The sequence below is a fragment of the Microbacterium aurum genome (assembly GCF_016907815.1).
Taxonomy (GTDB): domain Bacteria; phylum Actinomycetota; class Actinomycetes; order Actinomycetales; family Microbacteriaceae; genus Microbacterium; species Microbacterium aurum.
This window is the reverse complement of record NZ_JAFBCQ010000001.1, coordinates 162919-185506: the sequence shown is the minus strand read 5'-3', so window position 1 is coordinate 185506 and position 22588 is coordinate 162919. Positions and strand designations below refer to the sequence as shown.

At 70.4% G+C, this 22588-nt stretch carries 24 protein-coding genes, 3 tRNA genes and 1 pseudogene; 20 read left to right on the top strand and 8 right to left on the bottom strand.

Annotation, left to right across the window (positions count from 1 at the left end; all coding sequences use genetic code 11):
- Positions 1-15: 15 nt before the first annotated feature.
- The 4 genes from JOD60_RS00885 to JOD60_RS00870 all read left to right on the top strand — a co-directional run bounded on the left by JOD60_RS00885 (position 16) and on the right by JOD60_RS00870 (position 1586).
- On the top strand, positions 16-177 hold the full coding sequence (locus tag JOD60_RS00885) for a hypothetical protein (RefSeq protein ID WP_157127994.1): 162 nt from the start codon (positions 16-18) through the stop codon (positions 175-177).
- A 10-nt stretch (positions 178-187) separates the two neighbouring features.
- Entirely contained in the window at positions 188-823 is a 636-nt protein-coding gene (locus tag JOD60_RS00880) for a hypothetical protein (RefSeq protein WP_157127993.1), read from the top strand.
- 243 nt (positions 824-1066) lie between these two features.
- Positions 1067-1324, top strand: a complete 258-nt coding sequence (locus tag JOD60_RS00875) for a hypothetical protein (RefSeq protein WP_076691814.1) — start codon at positions 1067-1069, stop codon at positions 1322-1324.
- Positions 1311-1586 carry a hypothetical protein gene (locus tag JOD60_RS00870; protein ID WP_076691813.1) on the top strand — a complete coding sequence of 92 codons (276 nt, stop codon included), beginning with the start codon at positions 1311-1313 and terminating at the stop codon, positions 1584-1586. Before JOD60_RS00875 ends, JOD60_RS00870 begins: the two co-directional genes overlap by 14 nt.
- Here JOD60_RS00870 and JOD60_RS00865 read toward each other — a convergent pair.
- The 6 genes and pseudogenes from JOD60_RS00865 to JOD60_RS00840 form a co-directional block, all read right to left on the bottom strand.
- Positions 1583-2002, bottom strand: coding sequence for a hypothetical protein (locus JOD60_RS00865; RefSeq protein WP_157127992.1), 420 nt, complete (start codon positions 2000-2002; stop codon positions 1583-1585). The genes JOD60_RS00870 and JOD60_RS00865 overlap by 4 nt on opposite strands.
- A 111-nt stretch (positions 2003-2113) precedes the next feature.
- Positions 2114-2893 carry an IS21-like element helper ATPase IstB gene (gene istB, locus JOD60_RS00860; protein WP_198159083.1) on the bottom strand — a complete coding sequence of 260 codons (780 nt, stop codon included), beginning with the start codon at positions 2891-2893 and terminating at the stop codon, positions 2114-2116.
- Positions 2890-4448: pseudogene (gene istA / locus JOD60_RS00855) on the bottom strand (IS21 family transposase). The gene istB and the pseudogene istA overlap by 4 nt, the downstream one beginning before the upstream one ends.
- Positions 4449-4876: 428 nt before the next feature.
- A tRNA-Phe gene (locus JOD60_RS00850) sits at positions 4877-4949 on the bottom strand.
- Between the two features lie 64 nt (positions 4950-5013).
- Positions 5014-5087: transfer RNA gene (locus tag JOD60_RS00845), tRNA-Asp, on the bottom strand.
- 27 nt (positions 5088-5114) lie between these two features.
- Positions 5115-5187 (bottom strand) — tRNA-Glu (locus tag JOD60_RS00840).
- A gap of 318 nt (positions 5188-5505) precedes the next feature.
- Here JOD60_RS00840 and JOD60_RS00835 point away from each other — a divergent pair.
- On the top strand, positions 5506-6816 hold the full coding sequence (locus tag JOD60_RS00835; RefSeq protein ID WP_084202195.1) for a peptidoglycan DD-metalloendopeptidase family protein: 1311 nt from the start codon (positions 5506-5508) through the stop codon (positions 6814-6816).
- A gap of 88 nt (positions 6817-6904) precedes the next feature.
- On the opposite strand, the gene JOD60_RS00830 is transcribed toward JOD60_RS00835, so the two are convergent.
- Complete coding sequence (locus JOD60_RS00830) at positions 6905-7438, bottom strand: inorganic diphosphatase (RefSeq protein WP_076691811.1); 534 nt, start codon at positions 7436-7438, stop codon at positions 6905-6907.
- A 337-nt stretch (positions 7439-7775) separates the two neighbouring features.
- On the opposite strand from JOD60_RS00830, the gene tilS reads away from it, so the two are divergent.
- The 13 genes from tilS to JOD60_RS00765 all read left to right on the top strand — a co-directional run bounded on the left by tilS (position 7776) and on the right by JOD60_RS00765 (position 19550).
- Positions 7776-8762: a tRNA lysidine(34) synthetase TilS gene (gene tilS, locus JOD60_RS00825; protein WP_076691810.1), complete on the top strand. Its 987-nt coding sequence runs from the start codon at positions 7776-7778 to the stop codon at positions 8760-8762.
- Between the two features lie 38 nt (positions 8763-8800).
- Positions 8801-9352, top strand: coding sequence for a hypoxanthine phosphoribosyltransferase (gene hpt / locus JOD60_RS00820; RefSeq protein WP_076691809.1), 552 nt, complete (start codon positions 8801-8803; stop codon positions 9350-9352).
- 158 nt (positions 9353-9510) lie between these two features.
- On the top strand, positions 9511-11517 hold the full coding sequence (ftsH, locus tag JOD60_RS00815; protein WP_076691808.1) for an ATP-dependent zinc metalloprotease FtsH: 2007 nt from the start codon (positions 9511-9513) through the stop codon (positions 11515-11517).
- Between the two features lie 9 nt (positions 11518-11526).
- A complete protein-coding gene (gene folE / locus JOD60_RS00810) occupies positions 11527-12117 on the top strand; it encodes a GTP cyclohydrolase I (RefSeq protein ID WP_076691807.1) in 591 nt (196 codons plus the stop codon).
- A gap of 13 nt (positions 12118-12130) precedes the next feature.
- Positions 12131-12940, top strand: coding sequence for a dihydropteroate synthase (folP, locus tag JOD60_RS00805; protein ID WP_076691806.1), 810 nt, complete (start codon positions 12131-12133; stop codon positions 12938-12940).
- Positions 12941-12943: 3 nt separating this feature from the next.
- Positions 12944-13345 (top strand): dihydroneopterin aldolase, encoded by a 402-nt coding sequence (folB, locus tag JOD60_RS00800; RefSeq protein WP_076691805.1) that lies wholly within the window; start codon positions 12944-12946, stop codon positions 13343-13345.
- A complete protein-coding gene (folK, locus tag JOD60_RS00795; protein ID WP_076691804.1) occupies positions 13342-13902 on the top strand; it encodes a 2-amino-4-hydroxy-6-hydroxymethyldihydropteridine diphosphokinase in 561 nt (186 codons plus the stop codon). The genes folB and folK overlap by 4 nt, the downstream gene beginning before the upstream one ends.
- On the top strand, positions 13899-14402 hold the full coding sequence (locus JOD60_RS00790) for a DUF3180 domain-containing protein (protein ID WP_076691803.1): 504 nt from the start codon (positions 13899-13901) through the stop codon (positions 14400-14402). Before folK ends, JOD60_RS00790 begins: the two co-directional genes overlap by 4 nt.
- Positions 14338-14970 carry a PH domain-containing protein gene (locus JOD60_RS00785; protein WP_076691802.1) on the top strand — a complete coding sequence of 211 codons (633 nt, stop codon included), beginning with the start codon at positions 14338-14340 and terminating at the stop codon, positions 14968-14970. Before JOD60_RS00790 ends, JOD60_RS00785 begins: the two co-directional genes overlap by 65 nt.
- Positions 14967-16616 carry a PH domain-containing protein gene (locus JOD60_RS00780; protein WP_084202085.1) on the top strand — a complete coding sequence of 550 codons (1650 nt, stop codon included), beginning with the start codon at positions 14967-14969 and terminating at the stop codon, positions 16614-16616. The genes JOD60_RS00785 and JOD60_RS00780 overlap by 4 nt, the downstream gene beginning before the upstream one ends.
- Positions 16613-17305 (top strand): Rossmann-like and DUF2520 domain-containing protein, encoded by a 693-nt coding sequence (locus JOD60_RS00775; protein WP_076691801.1) that lies wholly within the window; start codon positions 16613-16615, stop codon positions 17303-17305. Before JOD60_RS00780 ends, JOD60_RS00775 begins: the two co-directional genes overlap by 4 nt.
- Positions 17306-17378: 73 nt before the next feature.
- On the top strand, positions 17379-18914 hold the full coding sequence (gene lysS, locus JOD60_RS00770; protein WP_076691800.1) for a lysine--tRNA ligase: 1536 nt from the start codon (positions 17379-17381) through the stop codon (positions 18912-18914).
- A gap of 6 nt (positions 18915-18920) precedes the next feature.
- Positions 18921-19550, top strand: coding sequence for a LysE family transporter (locus tag JOD60_RS00765; RefSeq protein WP_076691799.1), 630 nt, complete (start codon positions 18921-18923; stop codon positions 19548-19550).
- A gap of 19 nt (positions 19551-19569) precedes the next feature.
- On the opposite strand, the gene JOD60_RS00760 is transcribed toward JOD60_RS00765, so the two are convergent.
- Positions 19570-20700: a DUF4192 family protein gene (locus tag JOD60_RS00760; protein WP_076691798.1), complete on the bottom strand. Its 1131-nt coding sequence runs from the start codon at positions 20698-20700 to the stop codon at positions 19570-19572.
- A gap of 115 nt (positions 20701-20815) precedes the next feature.
- Here JOD60_RS00760 and JOD60_RS00755 point away from each other — a divergent pair, with 115 nt between their 5' ends.
- On the top strand, positions 20816-21007 hold the full coding sequence (locus JOD60_RS00755; RefSeq protein ID WP_076691797.1) for a hypothetical protein: 192 nt from the start codon (positions 20816-20818) through the stop codon (positions 21005-21007).
- Positions 21008-21128: 121 nt separating this feature from the next.
- On the top strand, positions 21129-22547 hold the full coding sequence (gene cls, locus JOD60_RS00750) for a cardiolipin synthase (protein ID WP_076692288.1): 1419 nt from the start codon (positions 21129-21131) through the stop codon (positions 22545-22547).
- Positions 22548-22588: the final 41 nt, after the last annotated feature.

Sequence of the window (22588 nt, the reverse complement as noted above, 5' to 3'; positions counted from 1 at the left end):
CTCCATGAGCTGCTCGTGAGCCCGGAACACTACGCCGTCCTCGATGGCGCCCTCAGCGAGTATCGCGCGCTCGTCCTCGGGCACTGCGACGCCTTCGCGGATATGCACGAGGTCGCGTACTTCGAGCGCATGATTCGCATCGTCGACGAGCTGCGCGCGGCGCTCGAGGAAGGCTGAGGAGCCTACAGTGACCGTCGTCATTGAACGCAGGGCAGATGGAGAGTGGATCGCGCTCCGAGCGGATCGGCTGCCATCGACCGTCTGGGGCTCGAACCTTCGGGCATTCCTTCCTCGCGCGGGTTGGCAGTCGCTCAGCCGGCAGACCACCGAGCGTGCTGGGCGACAATGCGAGGTGTGCGGAATGCAGGCACCTGCGGCGCGAACCTTGGACTGCAACGAGCTGTGGTCCTTCGACGCCGAGACATCGACCCAAAGTCTGGTCGGGGGCATCGCGCTCTGCGAGTGGTGCCACCTCACCCAGCACTCCGGCCGCGCTGCCAATCTAGGCCGAGCAGAGCACGTCATCGACGTTCTCGCCCATATCAACAGATGGTCGCGTCAGCGCGCGTGGCGGGACTTCGACGAATCCGCTGAGCGTTTCCGTTCTATGTCGCGCATCGAGTGGGACCTCGATGTATCACTGCTGGCGGGTTGGATCTCTCTGGCTGAGTTTCCGGATCTCCACGTTCCAACCAGGGATAGGCGCCGCCTGGGCAACTCCTTCAACAAACAGCGCCCTTTGACGCCCGTCGAGATCGTGGGCGATACGCCCGCCGTGATCTGGGATTGGGACTCTCGCGTCGAGGTGATCGACGATTGCTGACTGGACGTGACCTGACCGCAATTGGGCAACGGGCTGTTGCGCAATTGGCTGGATGCCAATCGTCCAACGCTCCATTGGGCAATTCCGGCGGCTCTCCAACGATCACGGTCGAATCTGATGCGATGGTGATCGTCGAGCGGCCTGCTGGACAATTGTGCAACGGCCCGTTGCACATGGATCCCTCCGGCTCGACTCGCGGTGTCGGGAGCCGGCGGTAGCGTCTCAAGTGAGGGGGTCGAGCGTATGGATGCCTCGCGTTCTGAATCCGGTCAGCTGCACGCGGGCGGCGACCCTGTGCTCGTCGTCGCTCGTCAATGGGAGCGCGGTTGGGAGCTGTTCCTCGATCGCCGCGTCGTGACACAAGTGGCCAGTCTCGGCAGCGCCGAACAGCAGATCCGGGACTATCTCGACACCGTCGATCCCGAGGCTGATCACGCTCACTGGGAGATCACCGTCGCCGTCGAGAGCCATCCCAAGGGAGGCGTCGATGATCGAGCTTGAGCGACTCATGAAGCAACTCCATCGGGAGGCCAACCCTGACGCGATCTCGCGCTCCACGTCCGATGTCGAACGGGTGCGTCTTGCCCAGTCTCGAGACCTCGCCAGCGAACGCGGGGAAGCGCTGCTTCGGCGCCTCAATATCGCTGCCACCGCTGGTGCCGCCGAAGTCACGCAGGCTCACCTTGACGAGTGCCAGCTTCACCTCGATGCTGCCCGAGGTTTCGGCGAGCTGATCGGTGATATCGATGAAGCTGCGGGCTAAACCACGCAGGCATCGAGCTCGGCGAGCTGGTCGCTGATCTTCATGACTCTACGGAGTTCCAGGTACACGCCGAAGAGCGAGATCAAGACCGCCGCACCCGCCGCGACCACGCCGAAGAGGCTCCTGATATTCATTGACAGCGTGAAGAGCGTGATGACGATTGCGATCAGCGCGATTCCCGGCCCATAAAGCGCTCTCGCGTTCGCCAGGTCTCGCTCACGGACGTTGCGAACGTAGTTCAGATCGTCCGCAGATGGTGTGCCGGAACAGAGCCACTCACGCGTCAGCTTGAGGCGCTTGCCCGAGCCGGCCCGCGCGAAGTCGCGACGGTTGAGTGTGGTGTGGGGTGCGGGTTTCCGAGTGCGCATGCGCCGAACGTAGAGGTCGCTTGTCAACGGCCAGTAGGAATTGCCCATAGGCGGCCAGCGGAAGTGCCCGCTGGTGGCCAGTGGAACTGCCCATTCGCGGCCAGGAGTTCTGCCCACCGGGTTGTGGTGGCCCTGGCCGCGTGAGGCAGTCCCGCCGGGTCAGGTCATGGGGGTCACCCCCGTGCCGGCGAGGGCCTGCGCGAGGCGGATGGACTCGCCGGTGGTCTGCGCGAGGTGGGCATGGTGGAGGAGCCGGTCGACGGTCGCGGTCGCGAGGGTCTTGGGCATGAGCTCGTCGAACCCGGAGGGGTGCAGGTTCGAGCTGATCGCGATCGATCGTTTCTCGTAGGCGGCGTCGACGAGCCGGTAGAGGCCTTCCGCGGCGTCGTCGCCGACGCCGAGTAGACCGATGTCGTCAACGACGACGAGGTCGGCGCGGAGGATCCGGGCGACGGTGCGGGTGACGGTGTCGTCGACGCGGTGCGCGCGGATCAGCGCGCCGAGGTCCTCGAGCCGGAACCACGCGACGCGGAGGCCTTGTTCGACGGCGTGCTGGCCGAGCGCTTCGAGGAAGAACGTCTTCCCTGTCCCGGCGGGCCCGCAGATCACGAGGTTCTCCCGCCGGTGCACCCATTCCAGGGTCCGCAACGCCTGCTGGGTCGGCGCCGGGATCGTCGACAGGGACTGGTCCCAGGAGTCGAAGGTCTTCCCGGTGGGGAACCCGGCGGCCTTGCGGCGGGCGGCGAGCATGGACCGGGACCGGCCGGCGATCTCGGCGTCGAGGAGTGCTTTGACAACCTCCGCGGGTTCCCAGCGTTGTGCCCTTGCGGTCGCGAACACGTCGGGTGCGATGCCGCGGGCGTAGGGCATCTTCAGCTGCCGCATGGTCTGCTCCAACTCGGCCGGGATCGGCGGGGCGGCAGGGGTCGCGACGCTCACAGCTCGTCCTCCTCGTCCGTCGCGATGATCTCGACGACGGGGACGATCACACCCCGCGGCTGGCCGATCGCGGCCCACCCGGACGTGCCCTGCGCGAGCGACCGGGTCTCCGACGCCGCCCTCGCCGGCGTCGCGGTGATCCGGCTGCCGAGGATCGACGTGAGATCACCGGTATCGAACCGGCCATACGCGGCTGCGGTGCCGAGGGTTTCGTCGACGACCTCGATCCCGTGGATCCGGGCGAGCTGGACGGCTTCCCGCATCTTCTGGTTCATCCGCTGCGTCCCGGCCGCTGCGGCCTCGAGCAGCCAGGCCGCGGCGCCGTGACCGATACCGAGGAACTCCGCCTCCTCGGTGCTGCGGGCCTTGATCGTGTAGTCGCCGGGAACCTTCACCCCGGCTGGGCGGGGAAGTGGGCGTCGTCGATCCTGGGGGTCCCGGGGCGGGCGCGGTCGTGTCGGGCGACCTCGACGGGCCCGTCGATGCCGTGGTGGACGATCACGACCCGCTCGGAGTCAGCGGCGCCCTGGACACGGACGAACACCTCCGCGCCCATCAGCAGGTGCGGGACGGAATACTGCCCGTTCTCGAACGCGACCATCGGCGTGTTCTCCCCGACCCGCCGGGACACTCCGAACGCGATGGTGTGAGCACGACCCGGGACCGGGTGCAGCCGCTGCTGCTCCTCAGCGAGCATCTCGACCGGGCGCCGCTTGGTGACCCGGTGCTCCCGCCCGTTGACGTCGTCCATGAACGCGTCGCAGGCCGCCTCGAGTTCGCCGAATGAGGCGTACTGGTCGCGGAGGTTCGCATCGGTGGGCACCAGGTCCGCTTTCGCGAGCTTCACCGACGCTTCCGCGCCACCCTTCGAGGCCGGGTCCGCGGGCTGACAGGTCAGCACCGTGACCCCGTAATGCGCGGCGAACGACACCGTCTGCGCGTTGCGGACCGGGACCCCCGCGATATGCATCGTGGTGACCGTCTTCTCGTTGTCGGTGAGGACATACGTCGGCGCGCCCCCGACCGCCCGGAACGTCCGATCCAACGCGGCGAACACGCTCGGGAGGGTCTTGTCGCGGATCGGGATCACCACCCGGAACCGACTGAACGCGAGCCAGGCGACGAACAGCACCGTCTTCACCCCGCCGACCACGGGCCCGTCGCCGAAGTCGTACTGCAACCACAGCCCCGGCTCGGTGACCCACGGCCGATGCACCCGACGGTTCCCCGCCCGCCACGACGCCTTCACCGCAGCGACCGCCCGCCTGGTCGACCGCTCCGACCCTTCGAACCCGATCGAGGTCAGCACCTCGTGGACCTTGTCGGCCCGAACCTTGCCCTTCGTCTTCTCGACCAACTCCTCGACCTTCGGCAGGAACTCGTCGATGACGCGCGGCCTGCGCGCCGCAGCGCCGACAGGCCGGCCCGCGTCCCGCGCCGCGACATACGCGGCGACCGTGTGATGAGAGCAACCCGCGAGCTGCCCCGCAGCCCGATACGACCCCGTCGCATCGAACGCTTCCAGAATCTCCATGACTTCTCCGTCAGACTTCAACACAGCCCCTTCCCGGGCGACGACGACCTAAGCACCCGTCATCGAACCGGGAAGGGGCCCCACCATCGCGACGACGCGCGGGGCGGAACCATCAGACGTGGGCAGAACTCATGGCCACCAACGGGCAGTTCTCCTGGCCACCTACGGGCAGGTCTCGTGACCGCCTACGGGCAGTTTCCCATGGCCACCGACAGTCGCTTCGGACATCGGAATCGCGGACTCCCGGCCCATTCCCGGCCCAACGGCGTCGCGAGCGAAGGTCGTTGGCATCCGCCACAGCCGTTTCGACTCGCTGCGCTCGCTCAACGACCAGGCGATCGAGGCCGGACGCAGGAGCAGAAAAACCTCCCCTCATCAGGGCAAAGCAAAACCCCCGCCATGTAGAAGCTAGGCGAGGGTTTCTGGGACCGTTGTAACGACGGTCCGTGTGGCTCCGACGGGCGTCGATCCCGTGACCTCACGATTTTCAGTCGTGCGCTCTACCAACTGAGCTACAGAGCCGCATGGCGAGAGCCATGTCCTAGACGAAAGGCCCTCTTCAAAGAAAGGGCCCGTCGCTTCAGAGCGACCCTGACGGGACTTGAACCCGCGACCTCCGCCGTGACAGGGCGGCACGCTAACCAACTGCGCTACAGGGCCATGCATATTCAATTGTGTGTCGGAGAGTGACCCCAACGGGATTCGAACCCGTGCTACCGCCGTGAAAGGGCGGCGTCCTAGGCCGCTAAACGATGGGGCCGAGCGAACCCGGAGGCTCATTCTTACCGACGCTCAAGCATACGAGATAGTCCACTGATTCGGAAATCGAGGGCGTGGGATGCCGGTGGAGAGACAACCGGCGACGAGGATGGCCAGGCGGATGCCCCGTGCCGCCGCCCGAATCGACCCTGGGCGGACGTGACGAATGTTGTTAGTGTGGCGTGTGTTGTCCGTGTGACAAGTGCGACCCGACACCGCGACGAGAGGGAGCGACGACGTGCAGCTCGACGAGCAGATTTCGCCCGAGGACTGCGGCTGCGCGCCCACCCCCCGTGAACAGCGCGCCCTCCGCAACCCGATGAGCCGCCGCATGGCGCTCGGCCTGGGTGGCGTCGGCATCCTGAGCCTCGGTGCGCTGGGACTCACCGTCGCGCCCACCGCGTTCGCCGCCGACTACCCCTCGTGGGACGACGTGCAGCGCGCCAAGAACAACGAGGCCGCGAAGGCCAGCGAAGTCTCCCGCATCGAAGGGCTCATCGCCTCGCTGCAGGCCGACGTCGCCGCCAAGCAGGCCGAAGCCGAGCGCCTCGCCGGCGAATACCTCGCCGCCCAGGAGGCGTACGAGACCGCCGCCGCCCAGGCCGAAGAACTCCAGGCCCAGGCCGACGCCGAAGACGCCCGCGCGAAGGAGACCGCCGGCAAGCTCGGCCGCCTCGCCGCGCAGCAGTACCGCTCCGGCGGCGACGACGCCGCCCTCGAGCTCTTCTTCTCCGGTTCCGCGGCGACCGCCGACGACCTCCTCGCCAAGCTCGGCACCATGGACCGCCTCGTCGCCGCCAACCAGGGCGTCTACGCCGACGCCGTGGGCGCGCGCGACAACGCCAAGAACCTCAGCAACCAGGCCCAGGTCGCCCGCGACGAGCGCGACCGGCTGCAGAAGGAAGCCGAGCAGAAGATGCTCGCCGCGCAGGATGCCGCGGTCGCAGCCCAAGCCGCACTCGACGCCCAGAACGCCAACCTCGATACCCTGCAGGCGCAGCTCGCGGCCCTGAAGGACACCACCGCCAAGACGATCGCCGACTACCAGACCGGCGTCGAGGTGCGTCGTCGCGAAGAAGAGGCCCGCAAGGCCGCCGCCGCAGCGGCCGCCAAGAAGGCCGCCGAAGAGGCCGCGGCGGCAGCCGCCGCGGCTGCCGCAGCCGGTGGCGGTGGCGGCGGCGGAAGCAGCGGCGGATCGGGCGGCCAGGCCGGCACCAGCGGCTGGGTGCGCCCGGCATCCGGATACATCAGCTCCTGGTTCGGCAACCGCGGCACCATCTGCGGCAACGGCTACTGCACCACCGGTCACCGCGGCATAGACTTCGCGACCAGCTGCTGGTCGCCGATCTATGCGGCCGCCTCGGGCCGGGTCATCGTGGCGCAGAAGCTCAGTTCGTGGGGCAACTACGTCAAGATCCAGCACGGCGACGGCACCGTCACCGCCTACGCGCACATCGCCGACGGCGGCTACAACGTCGGCGTCGGCCAGTCGGTCGGCGCGGGCCAGGTCATCGCCTACGTCGGCAACACCGGCGCGTCCAGCGGCTGCCACCTGCACTTCGAGGTGTGGATCGGCGCGGACCGCATCGACCCGGCACCGTTCCTGCGCGCCCGCGGCATCTCCGTCTAGGCCCGGCGCCTGGGCGCATCCCCGCTTGCCGCCCGAGAAACGACGAAGGGCGGATGCCACGGCATCCGCCCTTCGCGTCGACGTGACGTCAGATGGTCTTCGGTGCGTGGCCCTCACCCTGCGTGGCGGTCTGCGCGCCCTCGGCCTGGAAGCGCTCGAACGCTTCCGACACGAGACGCTCCGCCTCGGCGGCCCCGGCCCACTGGTCCACCTTGACCCACTTGCCCGGCTCGAGGTCCTTGTAGTGCTCGAAGAAGTGGTTGATCTCGCCCTTGGTCCACTCGTCGAGGTCGTCGACGTCCTGGATGTGCGCCCACCGCGGGTCCTTCGCCAGCACCGCGACGACCTTGTCGTCGCCGCCGGCCTCATCGAGCATCTTCAGCACGGCGACTGGACGGACCTTCGCCATGACGCCCGGGTACAGGTCGCGGTCGAGCAGCAGCAGCACATCGAGCGGGTCGCCATCCTCGCCCAGAGTGTCCTCGAAGAAGCCGTAGTTGGCGGGGTAGCCCATCGGCGTGAAGAGCACGCGGTCCAGGAACACCCGTCCGGTGCCGTGGTCGACCTCGTACTTGACGCGGCTGCCGCGCGGAATCTCGATGACGGCGTCGTATGCGCCCATGCTGGTGCTCCTTCGGAAGAACGGGTGGATGCCGGGAATAGCCTAGTCGCGGCGCCCGCGCGGGCCGTATTCAGTCTGGCCGCGTGCGGGGGCGCGCGCCGGCCGCGTGGTTCCGGGGTCGCCGCGCCGCCGGGCCCGCGTCCAGACTGAGTTACGCCCGCCCGCCCGCGCCGCCCGCCGCCAGCCCGTCGCCGTTACGCCCGCCCGCACCGCGGCACTTGCCGGTAGCTCGCGCCGCCGCCGCACCCCCGCGCACCCCCGCGCACCCACCGGTAGCCCAGCCCGCCCCGCCCCGCGCACCCGCCGGTAGCCCACCCGCCGCCGGTACCGTGGAGGTATGGACCACCGCCCGAGCCTCGACCCCGCCGTCGCTGCGATCCGCCGGGCGGTGCGCGCGGCTCTCGCCACCGTCGAGGGACCGGTCCTCGTGGGGCTGTCGGGGGGAGCGGACTCGCTCGCGCTCGCGGCGGCCGTCGCCTTCGAAGCGCCGAAGGTAGGGCTCCCGGCATCCGCCGCGGTCATCGACCACGCCCTGCAACCCGGCTCGCACCGCGTCGCCGAGCGGGCCGCCGAGGCGGCGGAGTCGCTGGGGCTTCCCGCCCGCATCATCCGCGTCGACGTCGGCACGGAGGGCGGGCCCGAAGCCGCCGCCCGCGCCGCCCGCCGGGTCGCGCTTCTCGACGCCGCCCGTGACGCCGGCGCCGAGGCGGTGCTCCTCGCGCACACGCTCGACGACCAGGCCGAGACCGTCCTCATCGGCCTCGCGCGCGGATCCGGCGCCGCGAGCCTCGGCGGCATGGCCCCCGACCGCACCGAGGACGGCATCCGCATCCTCCGTCCCCTCCTCGACGTGCGTCGCGCCGCGACCCGCGCGGCCTGCCTCGCCCAGGGTCTGCCGCCGTGGAGCGATCCGCACAACCTGGACCGGCGGTTCCTCAGGGTGCGCGTCCGTCAGGACGTGCTGCCGGTCCTCGAGGCCGAGCTCGGCCCCGGCGTCGCGGAGGCGCTCGCGCGCACCGCGGACCAGTTGCGGGAGGATGCCGAGGCCTTCGCCGACATGATCGACGAGACCATCGAGGACATCGTCGAGCACGCCGAGGCCGGCATCGCCGTCTCCGTGCCCGCCCTCGCCGCCAACCCGCCGGCGCTGCGGCACCGCATCATCCGCCACGTCGTCGCCAGCGAGTTCGGCGAGAGTCTGAGCCGCGCGCAGACCCTCGAGGTCGCGCGCCTCGCGACCGACTGGCACGGCCAGGGACCGATCGACCTGCCCGGATGCCGCGCGCACCGTGCCGGCGCTCGCATCGTCTTCGCGGCTCGCTGACGGCGTCGGGCAGGCGATGCCTCGCCTAGACTCTGTGCATGCGCGCCGCCGAGATCTCGGACCAGCTGACCACCGTCCTCGTCACCGAGGAGCAGATCCACGCGAAGCTCGAGGCGCTCGCCCGCCAGGTCGAGAGCGACTACGACGGCAAAGAGCTGCTGCTGGTCGGGGTGCTCAAGGGAGCGGTCATGGTCATGGCCGACTTCGCCCGGCAGCTCAAGCGCGAGGTCACCATGGACTGGATGGCTGTCTCGTCCTACGGCGCCGGCACGAAGTCGAGCGGCGTCGTGCAGATCCGCAAAGACCTCGACACCGACCTCACCGGCAAGCACGTCCTGATCGTCGAGGACATCATCGACTCCGGCCTCACGCTCTCGTGGCTGCTCGAGAACTTCGCCTCCCGCGGTGCGGAGTCGATCGAGATCCTGGCGCTGCTGCGCAAGCCCGAGGCCGCAAAGGTCGAGATCGACTGCCGCTACGTCGGCTTCGACATCCCCACCGACTTCGTCGTCGGCTACGGGCTCGACTACAACGAGCGCTACCGCAACCTGCGCGATGTCGCGGTGCTCGCCCCGCACATTTACAGCTGACGCTGGGCGGTCCCTGAGCTTGTCGAAGGGCGGTCCCTGAGCCTGTCGAAGGGCGGTCCCTGAGCCTGTCGAAGGGCGGTCCCTGAGCCTGTCGAAGGGTTCGCCTGTGGCGAATGCACAGACCCCACATAGTCGCGCCGCGATAGCCTGAGCGGATCATGGACTTCAAGAAGCTCACGCGCAACCCGTTCCTGTACGTGTTGCTCATCGGCGCCCTCCTGCTGATCGGCATGTCGCTGATCTCGACGCTCACCGGCGCGAAGCAGATCACGACGCAGGAGGGTCTCACGCTCCTCAAGGGCGGGACCGTCACCGAGGTCACCAACACCGACGGCGATCAGCGGGTGGACATGACGCTCTCCGACGCGTACGAGGGCGCGACGCAGGTGCAGTTCTACTACGTCGGCGCCCGCGCCGACGAGGTGCTCTCCGCGATCGACGCGGCGGCCCCCACGGACGGCTTCAACGACGTCGTGCCGCGGACGACCTTCTTCGAGTCGCTGCTGTCGCTGCTCATCCCGATCCTGCTGCTGGGCGTGCTGTTCTGGTTCTTCTTCTCGGCCGCGCAGGGCGGCAACAGCAAGGTCATGCAGTTCGGCAAGTCGCGCGCGAAACTCGTCACGAAGGAGACCCCGACGGTCACCTTCGGCGACGTGGCCGGTGCCGACGAGGCCATCGAGGAGATGCAGGAGATCAAGGACTTCCTGAAGGATCCCGCGAAGTTCCAGGCCGTCGGCGCCCGCATCCCGAAGGGCGTGCTGCTGTACGGCCCTCCCGGAACCGGCAAGACCCTGCTCGCCCGCGCCGTCGCAGGCGAAGCAGGCGTGCCGTTCTACTCGATCTCGGGCTCCGACTTCGTCGAGATGTTCGTCGGCGTCGGCGCCAGCCGCGTGCGTGACCTGTTCAATCAGGCCAAGGAGAACGCCCCGGCGATCATCTTCATCGACGAGATCGACGCCGTCGGCCGCCACCGCGGCGCCGGCATGGGCGGCGGCCACGACGAGCGGGAGCAGACGCTCAACCAGATGCTCGTCGAAATGGACGGCTTCGACCCCAAGGCATCCGTCCTCGTCATCGCGGCGACGAACCGTCCCGACATCCTCGACCCGGCGCTGCTGCGCCCCGGCCGTTTCGACCGCCAGATCGGCGTCGACGCGCCGGATCTGAAGGGCCGCCAGAAGATCCTCGAGGTGCACGGCCGCGGCAAGCCGCTCTCGCCCTCGGTCGACCTCTCGGTCATCGCCCGCAAGACCCCGGGCTTCACCGGCGCCGACCTCGCCAACGTCCTCAACGAGGCGGCGCTGCTGACGGCCCGCTCCAATGCGCAGCTGATCGACATGCGCGCGCTCGACGAGGCCATCGACCGCGTCATCGCCGGTCCGCAGCGCCGGACCCGCGTGATGAAGGACAAGGAGAAGCTCATCACCGCCTACCACGAGGGCGGCCACGCCCTCGTCGCGGCGGCGATGAACCACTCCGACCCGGTCACCAAGATCACGATCCTGCCGCGCGGCAAGGCCCTCGGCTACACGATGGTCATGCCGCTGGAGGACAAGTACTCCGTCACCCGCAACGAGCTGCAGGACCAGCTCGCGTGGGCGATGGGCGGCCGCGTCGCCGAGGAGATCGTCTTCCACGACCCCACCACCGGTGCCAGCAACGACATCGAGAAGGCCACCGGCATCGCCCGCAAGATGGTCACCGAGTACGGCATGACCACCGAGGTCGGGCCCGTCAAGCTCGGCCAGTCCTCCGGTGAGGTGTTCATGGGCCGCGACATGGGTCATGGCCGTGACTTCAGCGAGCGCGTCGCCGAGCGCGTCGACCAGCAGGTGCGCGACCTCATCGAACAGGCGCACAACGAGGCGTACGAGGTGCTCAACGCCAACCGCGACATCCTCGACAAGCTCGCCCTCGCGCTGCTCGAGAAGGAGACGCTCGACCACCTCGAGATCGCCGAGATCTTCACCGACGTCACGAAGCTGCCGCCACGCCCGCAGTGGCTCTCGAGCCAGGAACGCCCGGTGTCGATGCTGCCCCCGGTCGACGTGCCGCGTCGCCACGAAGCGGGGCTGGCCGCCGCATCCGTCGCCGATCCGGCTCCGCAGCCGGAATCCGCGCCGCAGCGGCGCCCGAGCGGGCAGGCGCGACCCGCGACCGCCTAGGCTCGAGACGTGGCCGTCGATCGAGACCGCGTCGCCGCAGCCGTGCGCGACATCCTCGCGGCGATCGGGGAGGACCCCGATCGTCCGGGGTTGAAGGCGACCCCGCAGCGCGTCGCGGACGCGTACGCGGAGTTCTTCGCGGGGGTGGGGGAGGATGCCGCGGCCCCACTCGCGCACACGATCTCCGTCTCCCGCGGGCCGGCGCCGGACACGCTGCCCTCCGGCGCGGTGCTGCTGCGAGACATCCGCTTCCGCTCGGTGTGCGAGCACCACCTGCTGCCGTTCGCGGGCCGGGCGCACATCGCGTACCTCCCGGGTGAACAGGTCGTCGGGCTCGGCGCGCTGCCGAAGGTGGTCGACACCCTCGCATCCCGCCCGCAGGTGCAGGAGCGCCTCGGCGAGCAGGTCGCCGACACCATCGCCGGCGCGCTCGACGCGCGCGGGGTGCTCGTGGTGCTCAGCGCCCACCACGAGTGCGTCACAATGCGGGGCGGACGTCAGCCGGATGCCGCGACCGTCACGATCGCCGCACGCGGCGACCTGGCCGAACCCGCCGCCCGCGCCGAGATCATGATGCTCCTGACCGGAGCCGGGTCATGACGGCGGTGCGACCGTGACGCTCATCATGGGCATCGTCAACGTCACCCCCGACTCGTTCAGCGACGGCGGACGCTACCTCGACGCGGATGCCGCGGTCGCCCACGGCCGCGCGCTGCGCGCCGCGGGGGCCGACCTCCTCGACGTCGGCGGGGAGTCCACGCGCCCGGGCGCGGCGCGCGTCGACCCCGACATCGAGCGCGCGCGGGTGCTCCCGGTGGTCGCCGCGCTCGCCGCCGACGGCGCCGTGGTCAGCATCGACACGATGAACGCCGCCACCGCCCGCGCGGCGGTCGACGCGGGCGCACGCATCGTCAACGACGTGTCAGGCGGACTCGCCGACGCCGACATGCTGCCGGTGGTCGCGGCTTCCGGCGCCGACGTCGTGCTGCAGCACTGGCGCGGGCGCTCCGCCGACATGTACGCCGATGCCGACTACGGCGACGTCGCGCGAGATCTCACCGTCGAGCTCGGCAATCGGATCCGCACGGCGGCCGCCGCCGGGATCTCACCCGACCGGGTGATCCTCGATCCGGGCATCGGCTTCGGCAAACGCGGCCCCCAGAACTGGCAGGCGCTGCGGGGACTTGACCGCATCGTCGCGCTCGGGCCGCGGGTGCTCGTCGGCACGAGCCGCAAGCGCTTCCTCGCGGAGGCTCTCGACTCCGACCCCGCCGCGGTGTCGCGCGAGCGGCGCGACCTCGCGACCGCCGTGACGAGCGTGCTCGCGGCGCAGGCCGGGGCGTGGGCGGTGCGCGTGCACGATGTCGCCGCGACCCGCGACGCGCTGCGGATCGCCCGCGCCTGGCGAGAGGGAGGGGAGTGAGCGATGGATGCCGCCGATGAGATCACGCTGACGGGGGTGCGGGCCTTCGGGTACCACGGCGTCTACGACGAGGAGCGTCGGCAGGGGCAGGAGTTCACCGTCGACGCGACGCTGCACCTCAGCACGACGCGCGCTGCCGAGACCGACGACGTGGCCGACACGATCCACTACGGCGAGGCGGCCGAGCGGATCGCGGCCATCGTCTCGGGCGCGCCCGTCAACCTCCTCGAGACCCTCGCCCAGCGCATCGCCGACGAGCTGCTGAGCCGCGACATCGTGCGCATGGTCACCGTCACCGTCCACAAGCCCCAGGCGCCCATCCCGGTGCCGTTCGGCGACGTGTCCGTCACGATCCGCCGCGCGCGGCCCGCGGCGCCGTCCGCTCCGATCGGGGCTGCCCGGTGAGCCGCCGCCTCGCGCAGGGTTACCACGGCGTCGCCCCGGCATCCGCCCCCGTCGAGACCGTCGCCGTCGTCGCGCTGGGCGCGAACCTCGGCGACCGGGCCGCCACGCTCGACGCCGCCGTCGCCGACCTCGCGCGGATGCCGCTGACCACCGGCATCCGCGTCGCCGAGCCGATCGAGACGGTCGCCCTCACGCCGTCGGGGCCGGATGCCGCCGCGCCCGCCTACCTCAACACCGTCGCTCTCGTCACGACGCGGCTCGCGCCGTCGGTGCTGCTGTCGTTCCTCCACGCGATCGAGGAGCGCCACGGCCGTCCGCCGCGCCGCGCCGGCGATGCGCGCTGGCAGGACCGCACCCTCGACCTCGACCTCATCGCCTACGGCGACGTCCGCTCCGACGATCCCGCGCTGACCCTGCCGCACCCCCGCGCGGCGGAGCGCGACTTCGTGCTGGAGCCGTGGCTGCGTGTCGACCCCGACGCGGTGCTCCCCAGCGCCGGGCGGGTCGCCGACCTGCGCGCGCGCCTGGCCGGTCACGACGAACCGAGGTCCTCGTGAAGCGCACGGGTGCGGGGGTCCTGATCGCCGCCGTCGCGATCGGGGTCATCGTCGGCTTCGGCATCGACCAGCTGCTCACCGCGGTCGGCCGGCCGACGTTCACGCCGTCGCTGCTGCTGCCGGTGCTCCTCGTGCTGCTCGGCGTCGCCCTCGTGCTGTTCGCCCTGCCGATCCGCCGCGCCATCGTCGGCACCCACACGCGACCGCTCGACCCGTTCCGCGCCGTGCGCGTCGCGATGCTCGCGAAGGCCTCGAGCATCGTCGGCGGCATCGTCGCGGGTGTCGCCGGCGGGCTGCTGGCGTTCCTGCTGACGCGGCCGGTCGCCCCCTCGTTAGGCTCGACGGGTGCCGTGATCGCGGCGATCGTCGGCGGCCTCGTGCTCGTGGCCGCCGGGCTCTATGCCGAGCACCTGTGCACCATTCGGAAGGACGACGATGACGACCAGCCCGGACCTCCCTCACCCCCCGAGCCCGGACTCGGCCTCTCCCACCACGACTGACGCGCTGGAGACGGCGCCCGACGCCGCGGGCGCCGCGACGGCGCTGGATGCCGGGACGTACGACACGATCCTCGAGCCGCGCGGTGCGGGACGTCTGCCGCTCGGAGACGGGGTCTGGCACCAGATCTCGCGCAACTACGTCATCGTCCAGCTCATCTCGACGGTCGCCTTCCTCGCGCTGATCGTCGCCGTCGCGCTCGTCGTCGGCCTCGTGCTGCATCAGCCGTGGGTGTGGATCCCCGCCGGCGTCGTCGCCGTCATCACGCTGTGGACGCTCGCGATCCTGCCGCGTCAGGCGCGCTCGATCGGATACCAGCTGCGCGAGGACGACCTGGTCTTCCGCCGCGGCATCCTCTGGCAGCGCATGGTCGCCGTCCCGTACGGCCGCATGCAGCTGGTCGACATCACGCACGGCCCGCTGGATCGCGGGTTCGGGATCGCGCAGCTCAAGCTCGTCACCGCCGCCGCCGCGACCGGCGTCACCATCCCGGGCCTCACCCAGGCCGCGGCCGAACAGCTGCGCGACACGCTCATCGCGGTGGCCGAGACCCGACGGACCGGGCTGTGACCGACCCGTCGGCCGTCGCCGACGTCCGCTCGCCGCTCAGCGACGGCGAGTGGCACCGCCTGCACCCGCTCACCCCGGTGCTGCGCGGGGGACTGTTCCTCGTCGTCGTGATCGGCATCGTCATCGCGAACCTGCGCGACCGGGTGATCGGGTGGCTCATCCCCGGCTTCAGCGACTTCGAGCAGTACGAGGGCGACCCGGTGGACTACGTCGTGTCCAACAACCTGATCGTCGTGGCGGGGCTCGTGATCCTCGCGGTGCTCGCGCTGCTGCTCGGCTGGTTCTACGTCTCGTGGCGATTCCACACGTTCCGCATCACCGGTGACGACGTGGAGGTGCGCACCGGCATCCTGTTCCGCACGCATCGCCGGGCTCCGCTGGATCGTGTGCAGGGCGTCAACCTCACCCGCCCGATGATCGCGCGACTGCTCGGCGCGGCCAAGCTCGAGGTCGTCGGGGCGGGGCTCGACGCGAACGTCAAGCTCGAGTACCTCTCCACGCCCAACGCCGAGGCGGTGCGCGCCGACATTCTGCGCCTCGCCTCGGGCCGCCAGCTCGCCCAGGCCCAGGCCGCGCACGAGTCCGGCGCGCTGCCGCGCACGCGTGCCGCCGCTGCGGCCGTGACCGCGGGCCTCACCGGGCTGATCGATGGCGCCGAGCAGCCGGTCGAAGAGCCGGCATCCGTCGTGCACATCCCGCCGGGACGGCTGATCGCCTCGCACCTGCTGTCGGGCGCCACGATCGGGCTGCTCGTGCTGATCACGATCGTCATCGTCGGCGCGGTCGTCGGAACGCCCTGGGTGCTCTTCACCATCGTCCCGACCATCATCGGTTTCGGTGCGTACTGGTTCCGCTCGATCACGCGGTCGCTGCGGTACTCGATCGCCCCGACCTCGTCGGGCGTGCGCATCACGTTCGGCCTGTTCACGACGATCACCGAGACGTTGCCGCCGGGCCGTGTGCACGCGTTCGAGATCCGTCAGCCGGTGATGTGGCGCGGCTTCGGATGGTGGTCGATCCGCGTCAACCGGCTGTCGGGACGGTCGGCGACCGACACGCAGTCGCAGCAGTTCGCCGAGGTGCTGCCCGTCGGCACGCAGGCCGATGTGGAGCGGGTGCTGCGTCTGTTCCTGCCGGGGATCTCGCCCGAGCAGTGGCAGGAGCTCGTGACCAACGGACTGCTGGGGCCGGCGGCGGGCGACCCGTACACCACGACGCCGCGACGCGCGCGCTGGCTGCGGCCGCTGTCGTGGCGGCGCAACGGGTTCCTCCTCACCCCCGACGCGCTGCTGCTGCGTCACGGCGTGTTCTGGCGGTCGCTGGTCATCCTGCCGCTCGCGCGACTGCAGTCGGTGCGGATCTCGCAGGGGCCGGTCGATCGCGCTCTGCGGGTCGCGAACCTCACCGGCCACACGGTGCTGGGCCAGGTCTCGGGCACGCTCGGGATCGTCGACCGCGACGACGCGTACGCGGTGTGGCAGCAGGTGGCGAAGGATGCCGTGGCCGCCGCGGCCGGCGACCGCTCGCACCGCTGGGACGCGGAGGTGGAGGTCGGCGCGGATGCGGCGGCTGCGGGGGTTGCGGGGGTTGCGGGTGCGGCGGGGGTTGCGGGAGCGGATGCCGTGGACTCCGGAGCGGGCGCATGAGCGGGGCGAGCCGGCTCGGGGTCGGGGTCATCGGCGCGGGACGCGTGGGACCCGTGATCGGTGCGGCGCTCGCGGGCGCGGGCCACGCCCTGCTGGGCATCACAGCGGGATCCGACCCGGAGCGGGTCGCGGCGATCCTGCCCGGGGTGCCGGTGCTCGACGCGGACGAGATCGTCCGCCGCAGCGAGCTGGTCGTCATCGCGGTGCCGCATGACGAGCTGCCGGGGCTCGTGGCGGGCCTCGCCGAACTCGACCAGTGGCAGACCGGTCAGCTGGTGCTGCACACCGACCCGTCGTGGGGGACGGACGTCCTCGCGCCGGCGGCGCGGCGAGGGGCGATTCCGCTGGCGGTGCACCCCGCGGTGACCTTCACGGGAACGAGCATCGATCTGCGCCAGCTGCACGACGCCTTCGCCGCGGTCACCGCGCCGCCGGCCGTGCTGCCGATCGCCCAGGCGCTCGCCGTCGAACTCGGATGCGAGCCCGTCGTGATCGCCGAGGCCGACCGCCCCGCCTACGGCGAAGCCATCGCCACGGCGGCCGAGTTCTCGGCATCCATCGTCCGCCAGTCCACCGCGCTACTGCGTCAGGCCGGAGTGGAGGAACCGGGGCGATACCTCTCCGCGCTCGTCCACTCCGCCGTGGACCGCGCGCTGCAGGACGGCGCCCCGCCCGTCCCCGACGTCTGACTCGGCGGCGCGTGAGGGGCGTGCAGGCCCGCTCGGTAGAATCGAACGTCGATTCCGAGGAGCCCCCGTCACCATGAGCGAGACCACGTCAGCAGTGTCCAGCGAACAGGCGGGCGACCTCGCCGCCGAGGACGTGCACGAGCAGAAGGCCGTGCGGCTGGCCAAGCGCGAACGGCTGCTGGCCGAGAGGGCGGATGCCGCCGGTGGCGCCTATCCCGTCGCGGTCCCCGTGACCGACACGATCGCCCAACTGCGCACCCGCTACGCGGAGCTGGAACCGGGCGCCGAGACGGGTGTCACCGCCTCCGTCGCGGGACGCGTCGTCTTCAGCCGCAACACCGGTAAGCTCTGCTTCGCATCGCTGCAGGCGGGCGACGGCAACCGCATCCAGGCCATGGTGTCCCTCGCCGAGGTCGGTGAGGAGTCGCTGCAGGCGTGGAAGGACCTCGTGGACCTCGGCGACCACGTCTCGGTCACCGGCCAGGTCATCTCCAGCCGCCGCGGCGAGCTGTCGATCATGGTCACCGACTGGGCCATCGCGTCGAAGGCGCTGCTGCCGCTGCCGAACCTCTACACCGAGCTCAGCGAGGAGAGCCGGGTCCGCTCGCGCTTCCTCGACCTCATCGCCCGCGATCAGGCCCGCGACACCGTGATCGCCCGCGCCAAGGTCAACGCGAGCCTCCGGCAGACCTTCGCCGCGCACGGCTTCCTCGAGGTCGAGACGCCCATGCTGCAGGTGCAGCACGGCGGCGCGGCGGCGCGTCCGTTCGTCACGCACTCCAACGCCTTCGACGCCGACCTCTACCTCCGTATCGCGCCCGAGCTGTTCCTCAAGCGCGCCGTCGTGGGCGGCATCGACCGGGTCTTCGAGATCAACCGCAACTTCCGCAACGAGGGCGCCGACTCCACCCACAGCCCCGAGTTCGCGATGCTGGAGGCCTACCAGGCGTACTCCGACTACAACGGCATCGCCGACCTCACGCAGGAACTCATCCAGCAGGCCGCCGTCGCCGTCGCCGGGTCGACCACCGTCACATGGGCCGACGGCGCCGAGTTCGACCTCGGCGGCGAGTGGGACCGCATCTCGATGTACGACTCGCTGTCCGCGGCATCCGGTCGCATCATCGCGCCGGAGACGTCGATCGACGAGCTGCGCGCGCTCGCCGCCGAGGTCGGCGTAGAGGTCCCCGAGAAGGTCGCGACGCACGGCAAGTACGTCGAAGAGCTGTGGGAGCACTTCGTCAAGGACGGGCTCGAGCGCCCGACGTTCGTCATGGACTTCCCGCTCGACACCAGCCCGCTCGTCCGTGAGCACCGCTCGATCCCGGGCGTCGTGGAGAAGTGGGACCTCTACGTCCGCGGCTTCGAGCTCGCCACCGGCTACTCCGAACTCGTCGACCCGGTGATCCAGCGGGAGCGGTTCGTCGAGCAGGCGAAGCTCGCCGCGCGCGGCGACGACGAGGCCATGCGCGTGGACGAGGAGTTCCTGCGCGCGCTCGAGCACGGCATGCCGCCCACGGGTGGCATGGGGATGGGCATCGACCGGCTGCTCATGGCGATCACGGGCCTCGGCATTCGGGAGACCATCCTCTTCCCCCTCGTGAAATAGCCGCGGGTGGCGTTCTCGCTCTGGCTCACGCTGGTGCTGGCGTGCGTCGTCATCAGCTTCACGCCGGGCGCCGGTGCCATCAACACGATGGGCAACGCCCTGACGCACGGGTTCCGCCGCGCGATCTGGGGGATTCTGGGGCAGCAGGCCGCGCTCGTCGTGCTGATCGCCGTCGTCGCGCTCGGCGTCGGCGTGCTCGTGGCCTCATCGCCGCTGCTGTTCGCCATCATCCGGTACGCCGGCGCGGCGTATCTGGCCTACCTCGGTCTGCGCCTGTTGCTGCGCCGTCCCGTCGTGGCGGTGGCGGATGCCGGCGACGCACCCGCCCCGGCCGAGTCGCGCTGGTCGATGTTCCGGCGCGGATTCTGGGTCAACCTCCTCAACCCGAAGGCGATCGTCTTCTTCCTGGCGTTCCTCCCGCAGTTCATCCGCCCGGGTCAGCCGCTGCTGCCCCAGTACGCGACCGTCGTCGTCACCGTCGTGGCCGTCGACATCGCCGTCATGTGGGGCTTCTTCGCCGTCGCGGCGCATGGATTCCGTCGCTTCACGCGCACGCCGCGCGGGCAGCGCGTGGTCGATCGCGTGTTCGGGAGTCTGTTCGTCGGGGTCGCGCTCCTCCTCGCCTTCATCCACTGACGGCGGTCGCCGCTCGGTCTCACTCGGGCCGGAATGCCCAGTCCGGCAGGTGCCCGGCCGCGACGAACGACCGCACGATCTCGGCGAGTCCGTGGCGGCGCTCGATGCGCAGCGCCTGCGCCGCATAGCGGTCGGCGTGGGTGGAGCGACCGAGCGCCCACGCCAGCCAGCCGCACACCGCCAGCGCGCCGGCGCGCCGAGCCTTGGGCAGCAGCGCCGCGACCACGCGGGCGAGCTCCAGCGCCCCCTCCAGGCGCTGCGGGTAGGGACGCCGCCCCTCACCCCACATCACCGAGGCGAGATCCGACGGATACTCCGCGCCGTCCTCCCACTTGCGCTGCGCGTCCATCGCGACATCGCCGCCCGCCTGGTCGCTCGCCCACTGCACCAGTGCGACATCCCGCAGGGCGGGCCGGCCCAGGCACCAGCCGATCATCGCGGCGCGCATCGGCGCGAGCGACACCGGGTTCCACTCCAGCGCCTGCTCGAACAGCGAGGGCAGGTCGTCCAGCTCGCACGCCGCTTCCAGCGCCGCCGGGTCGATGCGCGGCGACGCGGAGCGACTCGCCGCCGCGGACGGCGCGATCCCGCAGATCGCCGTCAGCGCCGCGTCGAGAGCGCGCGCCGCCTGCGCGACCGCCGCGCGTGCGGCGCCGTCCGGCTTCGGCAGCGCCGCGCCGCTCGCCTGGTCACCGACCGGTGCGGCGGTGCCGCCCGGTCGGTCGTGCGTGACGAGCTCCGTCAGCGGTCGGCCGCCGGGCACGAGGTCCCGGTCGAGGTAGGACCCCCACCCGTCCGCCGCGACGACGAGGGCATCGGCGATCAGCAGCCCGCAGGCGTCGGCGCGGTCGCACAGCGACTGAACGAGCGCGCGATGGGGCAGGATGCCGGTGACCGCGGCATCCGTGTACACCACCACCATCGCGCCGTCGGCATCCGCGATGCGGCACGCCATCCCGACGACGGTCGCGGCGACCGCGTCGGAGGCTGCGCCGGCCGGGTCGGCGGGCAGATCCACGCGCATCGCGCCGAGGCTGCGTCCGCGGCACATCGGCACGACGACAAGGCTGCGTGACGGGACGAACCCGAGCAGGTGCGGGACGAGGGACAGGAACTGGGCCGCGTCGGCGGCTCTGACGATGGTCGGCATGACGAGATCCTGCTCGCGTCGGCGGAGCGATGGGAGCCGGGAAGGCCGAACGGTGTACAAGTCGTCGAACCGGCCGCCTGGGGAGAGGGCGATGAACCCCGCGTACCATGGAGGCATGGATGCGTTCTGGACCGCTGCCGCGTGGTCGCTCTTGCCGACCGTCGTCGTGCTGGGTCTGTTCGTGTTCGTGTTGCGCTCGATCCTGCGCATGGACCGCACCGAGCGCCGCGTGTATGCGCGGATCGAGGCCGAGGAGCGCGCCAAGCGCCGTCCGGCGTCGGCGGCGGGCACCGACACCACCGCCTGAGCTCGCCGCGTCGGCGGCACTGGGTACGCTGAACCCGGGGCGACGTGCGCGCCCGGGCTGAGGAGTGCGGGTGCTGAACATCACCGTCGACTGGACGTGGACCTGGTGGGTCGTCCTCGTCATGATCGTCGACATCACGATCCGCGTCCTCGCGGTCATCGTCGTTCCCCGCAATCGGCGCCCGACGGCGGCGATGGCCTGGCTGCTTGCGATCTACTTCATCCCCATCATCGGCGTCCTCCTGTTCGTGATGATCGGCAACCCGCGCCTGCCGCGGGCGCGCCGCAAGAAGCAGGAGCAGCTGAACGACTACATCCGCCGCACCAGCGACGGACTCGACCTCGGCACGCTGCGACCGAACCCGCCCGTGTGGTTCGTGCAGCTCGTGCGTCTGAACCGCAATCTCGGCGCCATGCCGCTGTCGGGCGAGAACGACGCGAAGCTCATCGCCGACTACGAGGACAGCCTCGCCGCCATGGCGCACGCCATCCGACAGGCCCAGCGCTACGTCCACGTCGAGTTCTACATCCTGCAGGCCGACGCGACCACCGACGACTTCTTCCGTGCGCTCGAGGAGGTCGCCGCCCGTGGGGTCACGGTGCGCGTGCTGCTGGACCACTGGGCCAACCGCAGCAAGCCGTTCTACAAGAACACCTGCCGGCGCCTCGACGCGATGGGCGCCCAGTGGCACCTGATGCTGCCGGTGCAGCCGCTCAAGGGCAAGTACCAGCGCCCCGACCTGCGCAACCACCGCAAGCTCCTCGTGGTCGACGGCCACGTCGCGTTCACCGGGTCGCAGAACATCACCGATTCGACGTACAACCTGCGCAAGAACATCAAGCGGGGACTGCACTGGGTGGACATGATGGCGCGCCTGGACGGCCCCGTCGTGGCATCCGTCAACGCGGTGTTCCTCAGCGACTGGTACAGCGAGACCGACGAGGTGATCGAGGGCATCGAGCTGTTCGACGTGCGCACCGGCACGGGCGTCCTCGACTGCCAGGTCATCCCGTCCGGCCCTGGGTTCGAATTCCAGAACAACCTGAAGCTGTTCATGACGCTGCTGTTCGCCGCGCGCGAGAAGATCATCATCGTCTCGCCGTACTTCGTGCCCGACGAGGGGCTGCTGCTGGCGATCCAGACGGCGTGTCAGCGTGGCGTGCACGTCGAGCTGTTCGTCTCGGAAGTGGGCGATCAGGCGATGGTCTACCACGCGCAGCGCAGCTATTACGAGGCCCTGCTGCGCTCGGGCGTGAAGATCTGGATGTACAAGCGGCCGTTCATCCTGCACTCCAAGTCGATGTCGATCGATGACGAGGTCGCCGTCATCGGTTCGAGCAACATGGACATGCGCAGCTTCGGTCTCAACCTCGAGATCTCGCTGCTCGTGCGCGGCGAGGAGTTCGTCTCGCAGCTGCGCTCCGTCGAGGATCACTACCGCGCGCTCAGCCGTGAACTGACCCTCGAGGAATGGATGCAGCAGCCGCTGCGCTCGACGGTGCTCGACAACCTGGCGCGGCTCACCTCTGCGCTGCAGTGACTGCTCCGCAGCAGCGATTCGTTATCGGCGCGTGGTCGGTT

What these genes read in the sequence shown, in the direction of transcription:
- JOD60_RS00875 (WP_076691814.1), top strand. Translation starts at nt 1,067, where the DNA reads ATGGATGCCTCGCGTTCTGAATCCGGTCAGCTGCACGCGGGCGGCGAC.
- JOD60_RS00870 (WP_076691813.1), top strand. Translation starts at nt 1,311, where the DNA reads ATGATCGAGCTTGAGCGACTCATGAAGCAACTCCATCGGGAGGCCAAC.
- JOD60_RS00865 (WP_157127992.1), bottom strand. Translation starts at nt 2,002, where the DNA reads ATGGGCAATTCCTACTGGCCGTTGACAAGCGACCTCTACGTTCGGCGC.
- JOD60_RS00835 (WP_084202195.1), top strand. Translation starts at nt 5,506, where the DNA reads ATGAGCCGCCGCATGGCGCTCGGCCTGGGTGGCGTCGGCATCCTGAGC.
- JOD60_RS00830 (WP_076691811.1), bottom strand. Translation starts at nt 7,438, where the DNA reads ATGGGCGCATACGACGCCGTCATCGAGATTCCGCGCGGCAGCCGCGTC.
- tilS (WP_076691810.1), top strand. Translation starts at nt 7,776, where the DNA reads ATGGACCACCGCCCGAGCCTCGACCCCGCCGTCGCTGCGATCCGCCGG.
- hpt (WP_076691809.1), top strand. Translation starts at nt 8,801, where the DNA reads ATGCGCGCCGCCGAGATCTCGGACCAGCTGACCACCGTCCTCGTCACC.
- ftsH (WP_076691808.1), top strand. Translation starts at nt 9,511, where the DNA reads ATGGACTTCAAGAAGCTCACGCGCAACCCGTTCCTGTACGTGTTGCTC.
- folB (WP_076691805.1), top strand. Translation starts at nt 12,944, where the DNA reads ATGGATGCCGCCGATGAGATCACGCTGACGGGGGTGCGGGCCTTCGGG.
- JOD60_RS00785 (WP_076691802.1), top strand. Translation starts at nt 14,338, where the DNA reads ATGACGACCAGCCCGGACCTCCCTCACCCCCCGAGCCCGGACTCGGCC.
- JOD60_RS00775 (WP_076691801.1), top strand. Translation starts at nt 16,613, where the DNA reads ATGAGCGGGGCGAGCCGGCTCGGGGTCGGGGTCATCGGCGCGGGACGC.
- lysS (WP_076691800.1), top strand. Translation starts at nt 17,379, where the DNA reads ATGAGCGAGACCACGTCAGCAGTGTCCAGCGAACAGGCGGGCGACCTC.
- JOD60_RS00760 (WP_076691798.1), bottom strand. Translation starts at nt 20,700, where the DNA reads ATGCCGACCATCGTCAGAGCCGCCGACGCGGCCCAGTTCCTGTCCCTC.
- JOD60_RS00755 (WP_076691797.1), top strand. Translation starts at nt 20,816, where the DNA reads ATGGATGCGTTCTGGACCGCTGCCGCGTGGTCGCTCTTGCCGACCGTC.
- cls (WP_076692288.1), top strand. Translation starts at nt 21,129, where the DNA reads ATGATCGTCGACATCACGATCCGCGTCCTCGCGGTCATCGTCGTTCCC.